Here is a 4,952-nt window from a genome sequence, read left to right as displayed (position 1 = left end):
CGCTAACGCTGCGTAACTCAAAACCTATCGCCTCCGGGGTTACCGGTGCGGTTCACTCTGCCGTCAGGCCGGCGTTGATATGATGCGCGGCTCCATTCCCGAATACTTCCCACCCGCGCCCGGATTGCCGGGCGATCCTGAGGCCTATCTGCAGGTCGTCGAGAACACTTATGTGACCGATGCCTTTCACTCGCTTTCTATAGAAGGATATCAGGTCAGTCTGCAGCTGATCAAACGCGTGCGCAGCGGAACCTGGAATCCTGAAGCAAACGAAGCTGACAAAAGCTTGCGCGACACGCTCGCCGCGCAGGGCTATTGGCGGGCTTTTCAGAAACTTAAAGAGAGCCTCACCAAAGTTATCGAGGGCGGCAGTGCCGGGGTAATTGCCGATGAAGACCATGTTGGTGGGTATAGAAAAGTGATCGCGCCGAGCGCAACAACCGGTCTCGTCAAGGCACGCGACCTTGCAGGATATCGAAATGCGTCCGTCTACATCCGCCGTTCCAGGCATGTCCCGCTGAACAGGGATGCGGTGCGCGATGCTTTGCCGGCTTTTCTGGAACGGCTCGCTCAGGAAACAAAGCCGTCCGTACGCGTCGCGCTCGGTCATTCAGTATTCTTTTAGCATTCTTCCGTACACGGACGGAAGTGGTCGCGTGTGCCAATTCCTGATGAATGCCATGCCGGCTGCGGGGGGGGGTATCCCTGGACAGGCATCCCTATGGAACACCGCGCCGATCACATGGCTGCCCTCGAGGCTGCGCGCGTGGATCAGGACATCGTTCCCTTTGCACGATTTATCGCCAGACTCGTCAAAGCCGTACTGGAAGGCAAAGCCGTCGCCACTGCTCCCCGTCAGAAGCCGAGGCCAACTATTTTGCGACGCTGAAAGAAAACGCTATCGCTACATGACACCGACGAAACAGCCTTCTGGGCCACCAGCACGGTTCACTAACCAGAATCTTAAAGGCCAGACCTATTCATATTTCATCATAACGGTTGCGGGGTGGGCCAAGCCCAGCTATCTCCACGTCACTACAATTTAGACGGTGGCCTATTGGTGGTTCGGCGTGTGAAGGGTGGGCAAGCGGTGGCCGAAAAACCACTTAATGCATTGTATTTACAGGGGTCTTGCGAGGGGCCAAAGCCACCGTTTGTCTGGTTTGGGACCAGAGGGTCGGAGGTTCGAATCCTCTCGCTCCGACCAACTCCCCTCGGGCGAGTTGCCCTGTAAAAACTGCAGTATATCCCATAAATACAGGCCCCTACACCAAAGCATTCCTGGTTTACCTTTAGTCTCATTGCCGGCATGGTCGTTCGGTTACCAACGCCTATCTGCCGTTGACTGGTCATCCGCCCCGAACAGCGCGGTGCTTGCATGTGCGCTCTGGAGCAAGCGAGCGTCGGCGCAGATACAGGCCCATTCGTCGCTGCGCTGACTGACGCGCTCACTGCGACGTTGGATCAGGGCCCTGCCCGGCCAAACAAGCGATTTCATCCTTTGCCCTGGTGGCCGGGTGCGCTGCCAGCGCACCCCCTGGCTGGCGTCTTCGCCGAACTGAAAGCAGGCAGCCAATTCGGGCAGGTTCCGGGTAAAACAGCATAATGGTTGCGGGCGCCGCCAAGCCTCGCTATTGCGGCTTGAGTGCAACCCGGATGGCGGCAGAACGATGGAAGCGCGGATCTACAAACCGGCAAAAAGTGCCATGCAATCAGGGCGCGGCAACACGAAGGACTGGGTGCTCGAGTTTGTGAACCCCGCCGCGCGGCGCCGCCTGGACCCCCTCATGGGCTGGACCGGCATCGATGACATGTCCGGCCAGGTCCGCCTCCACTTCGAAACCCGCGACCAGGCCATCGCCTATGCCGAGCGCGAAGGCCTGAAATTCACGGTCGAGGAGGCGGCGGAAAGAAAACGCCTCGTCAAATCCTACTCGGAAAACTTCTCCGCCGCGCGCAAACAGCCGTGGACACACTGAAGCGCCCCGCGCTACTTGGCCCACAAGACTCCGTAGCTCAGCTGGATAGAGCGCTCGCCTTCTAAGCGAGTGGTCGCAGGTTCAAATCCTGCCGGGGTCGCCACGCCTAAAACCTGAATCCCCCCGATACCAGCCGGTCATAGCGCCCCTGCGTCATCTGCACATAGGCCGCCTCTTCAGGATCGAACATCCAGACGGGCTCGTCCACCTTGTCGGGGTCAAACCCCTCCGCCACCAGCTCGACCTTGCGGTACTTGAATGTGCCCGTCGTCTCCGCTTCAGGCTGCACACGGATGAAGATGGGCACAGCATAGCTCGGCAGCCTTGCCGACAGCAATCCGTACAGTCCCGCGAAGTCCACCTCGCCCTCGGTCGTGATCGCCGCCATGCCGGCCTTGCCGTCCGTACCCGGAATAGCCACGCCGTAAACGTTCGCCGTTTTGACGCCCGGCACGCGCGACAGCGCCTCGCCTACCTCGTTTGTGGAGACGTTCTCGCCTTTCCAGCGGTACGTGTCGCCGATCCTGTCGACAAAAAAGATATAGCCGTCCTTGTCCATCCGCAGCAGGTCGCCCGTGCGGAACCAGAGGTCGCCCTTCGTGAACACGTCGCGCAGCAGCTTCTTCTCGGTCGCCTGTCGGTCGTTATAGCCTTCGAACCGCTGGCGCACATCGTCGCCGATCAGGCCCAGCGCCTCGCCCGCCTCGTCCACGCCCGCCTTGACGCAAAGCCCGTCCGCCCCGCGCACCGGCTGCTCGGTCTCGATGTTGAACTTCACGAAGGCAATGTTCGCAAACTGCGATTTCAGCCAGCCCGGAATGCGCCCCACCGCGCCGACCTTGCCGTCAAAATTCATGAAACTGACATTGCCCTCGGTCGAGCCATAGAACTCGCACAGGTGCGGAATATTGAACCGGTCAAGGAAAGCCTGCCAGACCTCAGGACGCAGGCCATTGCCAAAACCCGTCCGTATACGGTGTGACCGCTCCTTCGGATGCGGCGGCGAGTTCAGGAGATAACGGCACAATTCGCCGATATAAACGATGCTCGTCGCGCCTTCCGCCGCCGCCTCGTCCCAGAATGCGCTCGCCGAGAATTTCCGCCGCACAATCGCAGTCGCCCCGGTCATCAGCGCCTGCCCGATCCCGCACAGCCCGCCCGTGCCGTGATACAGCGGCAGCGTGATATATACCTTGTCCTTCGGCGTGATCCGGCACGGCGCAATGAAGCTGCGCATCATGCCCTGCGTGCGGGCCTGCGTCAGCCGCGCCGCCTTCGGCAGGCCCGTCGTGCCGGACGTATATACATAAAGGCACATATCCTTGCCGAGCAGCCCTTTGCGGCGCGACCGGTCAGGCCGCTTGTCGGAGAATGCCTCCAGCACGCCGCCAAGGTCCGCCCCCGCCTTGCCGCCCAGCGACCAGACCACGGGCGCGCCCGTGATCATGCCCAGCGCTCCGCGCACCGCCTCGTCCTGCTCCGCCCCGGTCACGATCAGCTTCGCATCCGCGATGTTCACGCAGTGCGCCAGCGCCTCGCCTTCGAGGTTGTGATTGATCAGTGCCGTGACAAGTCCCGCCTTCGCAAAGCCCGCCCAGGCTGCCACGTATTCCGGGCGGTTCTCCATGAACAGCGCGATACAGTCGCCCGCCTTGAGGCCCTGCGCAATCGCCCAGTTGGCAAACCGGCTCGCCAGCGCGTCAAACTCGCCATATGTCGTCGACCGGCCCTCGAACCGGAACGCTATATTGGCCCGGTGCGCGTCTACCGACCGTTCGAAATCGTCCGCCACCAGGAAATCGGAATCCGGTGAAATGTCCCCGGTCCACTTCTTCAGGAGCTGCGCGTCCTGAAAGAACCGGAACTCACGGGAAAGAATGGCAACAGGATTCATGGGTCGGCGCCTCCGGCCTTGGACGTCGTTGAAAAATTGGAATTTGGAGGCTGCATGACAAAGACGTTTCGCCGTACTTGTCAAAGAAAACCGGCATGAACCGCCGATTGCCTTCCCCGGCGTGACCGCTTAATGCTGCGCCGCACAACAATAAACAGGAGCCTCGAATGGCCACCGATCCCGTAGGCGACCTGCTGACCTTGCTCGATATCGAGCGCCTGGAACTGGATCTCTTCCGCGGCCAGAGCCCGGATGAGGAGGAAAGCCAGCGCGTCTTCGGCGGACAGGTCATCGCGCAGGCCCTCGTCGCCGCCTACCGCACCGTACCGGACGATCGCACCTGCCACTCGCTGCACGCCTATTTCATCCGCCCAGGCGATCCGAAAGTGCCGATCATCTACCAGGTCGACCGTTCGCGCGATGGCGGCAGCTTCACCACCCGCCGCGTCGTCGCCGTCCAGCACGGCAAGCAGATCTTCAACCTCGCCGCCAGCTTCAATGTCGCCGAGGAAGGCTGGCACCATCAGCACGAGATGGCGCAAGTCATCGGCCCAGGCGAGGTCGAAGACCGTTCCGAATGGCGCAGGCGCTTCGCCGAGAAACTGCCCGAGCGCCACCGCGGCCATTTCCTGCGTCCCCGTCCCATCGAGATGCGCGAGATTGCCCCGCTGCATCCGACGCGCCCCGCCGTCGCCAGCGACCAGCACGACCTCTGGTTCCGCGTCGCCCGCCCCATCGATGAGGCGCCCTGGCTGCACCACTGCCTCCTCGCTTACGCCTCCGACATGGCCCTCCTCGGCACCGGCAACCGCCCGCACGGCGTCTCCTGGATGACCGGCGAACTGATGTCCGCCAGCCTAGACCACGCCATGTGGTTTCACGCCCCGCTGAAGTTCGACAACTGGCACCTCTATTCGATGGACAGCCCCTACGCCGGAGGCGGGCGCAGCTTCAACCGCGGCAAGATCTTCGACGCGAACGGCAACCTCGTCGCCTCCGAGGCGCAGGATGGTCTGATGCGCAAAGTCGTGAAAAAGCCAAAACCGCAATACCGCCGCGCGCCCGCGCCCCGCGCTCCC

4 protein-coding genes and 2 tRNA genes are annotated in these 4,952 nt (G+C 61.8%); 5 read left to right on the top strand and 1 reads right to left on the bottom strand.

Features of this window, described 5'->3' with window-relative positions; all coding sequences use genetic code 11:
- Positions 1-79 precede the first annotated feature (79 nt).
- From WEA77_RS05465 to WEA77_RS05450, 4 genes are all read left to right on the top strand, one after another.
- Positions 80-625: a hypothetical protein gene (locus WEA77_RS05465; RefSeq protein WP_368066857.1), complete on the top strand. Its 546-nt coding sequence runs from the start codon at positions 80-82 to the stop codon at positions 623-625.
- Between the two features lie 500 nt (positions 626-1,125).
- Positions 1,126-1,203, top strand: a tRNA-Ser gene (locus tag WEA77_RS05460).
- A 467-nt stretch (positions 1,204-1,670) separates the two neighbouring features.
- Complete coding sequence (locus WEA77_RS05455) at positions 1,671-1,979, top strand: ETC complex I subunit (protein ID WP_368066856.1); 309 nt, start codon at positions 1,671-1,673, stop codon at positions 1,977-1,979.
- Positions 1,980-2,005: 26 nt separating this feature from the next.
- Positions 2,006-2,082 (top strand) — tRNA-Arg (locus WEA77_RS05450).
- Between the two features lie 3 nt (positions 2,083-2,085).
- Here the strand turns inward: WEA77_RS05450 and WEA77_RS05445 are convergent.
- A complete protein-coding gene (locus tag WEA77_RS05445; protein ID WP_368066855.1) occupies positions 2,086-3,873 on the bottom strand; it encodes a long-chain-acyl-CoA synthetase in 1,788 nt (595 codons plus the stop codon).
- 167 nt (positions 3,874-4,040) lie between these two features.
- Between WEA77_RS05445 and WEA77_RS05440 the strand changes: the two genes are divergently transcribed.
- Positions 4,041-4,952 (top strand): acyl-CoA thioesterase (locus WEA77_RS05440; RefSeq protein WP_368066854.1); only part of this gene is annotated, 912 nt, incomplete at its 3' end.

This window comes from Hyphomonas sp., from assembly GCF_040882205.1.
Lineage (GTDB): Bacteria > Pseudomonadota > Alphaproteobacteria > Caulobacterales > Hyphomonadaceae > Hyphomonas.
Note: the sequence above shows the minus strand (reverse complement) of the source record. Positions and strands in the feature narration are given on the sequence as shown.